We start from the raw sequence: 836 nt of genomic DNA, 5'->3' as shown, positions 1-836 counted from the left end.
CTAGCGGCTTCTTGAACGGTGTAACCTTGTTCGGTTACTAACAATGCAGATTCAAGTCGAAATTCAGGGCTAAATGTTGGTCTTGTTCGTTTTGTCATAATTGGCACCTATTGATATATGAGGTGATAATATCACCTCTAATTAGGTGGCCAAAATCACCGTACCACTACAGTTTGCCAGTTCTCTATGATGTAGTCAGATAACCAGATATCAATGCGGCCACGATCACGAAGACTTTGGTTGTATTCGGCATAATTGGTTTGCCGATAGGTATGCTTTTTGAAGTGATGGCGTCTGGATTCGTTGTATTTGTAAGGCATGAGTATTGAGCTAGATACGAAGATAGATGGCAAGGATAAAGGAAGATACGCTCAAATCAAAATTGACGATTTAATGAGCGCGTCAACAAAGCCGGGGTGAAGGGAGACCATGTCATCAGAACCCAATTATAGGGATTATTTATCAACTCAGATTATTTGCAACGAGCCCGATAGTCGCGAGGCGTGTAGCCAGTAGCTGACTTAAATTTAGTACTGAAGTAATTGCTGTCGTTAAAACCAACAAAGAAGGCAATTTCGGTAATAGATCTTCTCTCTGATAAGAGCTTTTTAGCTTTGCTTATTCGAAGTGCATTGATGAACTTATTGGCTGAGATGCCCGTCAGCGACAAAATTTTAGAATTTAGCACTGCTGGTAGAACCTCAAATTTCGGTTTTGTCGCAAAGTTTGATTGATCTACGGTAAAATACCGTACTGCTTACCAACCGGATACCCTCATTATGTTTAAAGGTTGTCAATTTCCATCCGCTATCATCCTTCTCGCCGTACGTTATTAC

1 protein-coding gene is annotated in these 836 nt (G+C 40.8%); it reads right to left on the bottom strand.

Annotated elements, in window-relative coordinates:
- Nucleotides 1–472: 472 nt before the first annotated feature.
- Nucleotides 473–688 carry a helix-turn-helix domain-containing protein gene (locus HC723_RS16950; RefSeq protein WP_190339932.1) on the bottom strand — a complete coding sequence of 72 codons (216 nt, stop codon included), beginning with the start codon at nt 686–688 and terminating at the stop codon, nt 473–475.
- Between the last annotated feature and the right edge of the window lie 148 nt (nt 689–836).

This window comes from Vibrio sp. S11_S32 (assembly GCF_014694465.1).
Classification (GTDB): domain Bacteria; phylum Pseudomonadota; class Gammaproteobacteria; order Enterobacterales; family Vibrionaceae; genus Vibrio; species Vibrio algicola.
The sequence above is the reverse complement of the archived record's forward strand: the minus strand, read 5'-3'. Positions and strand labels throughout refer to the sequence as shown.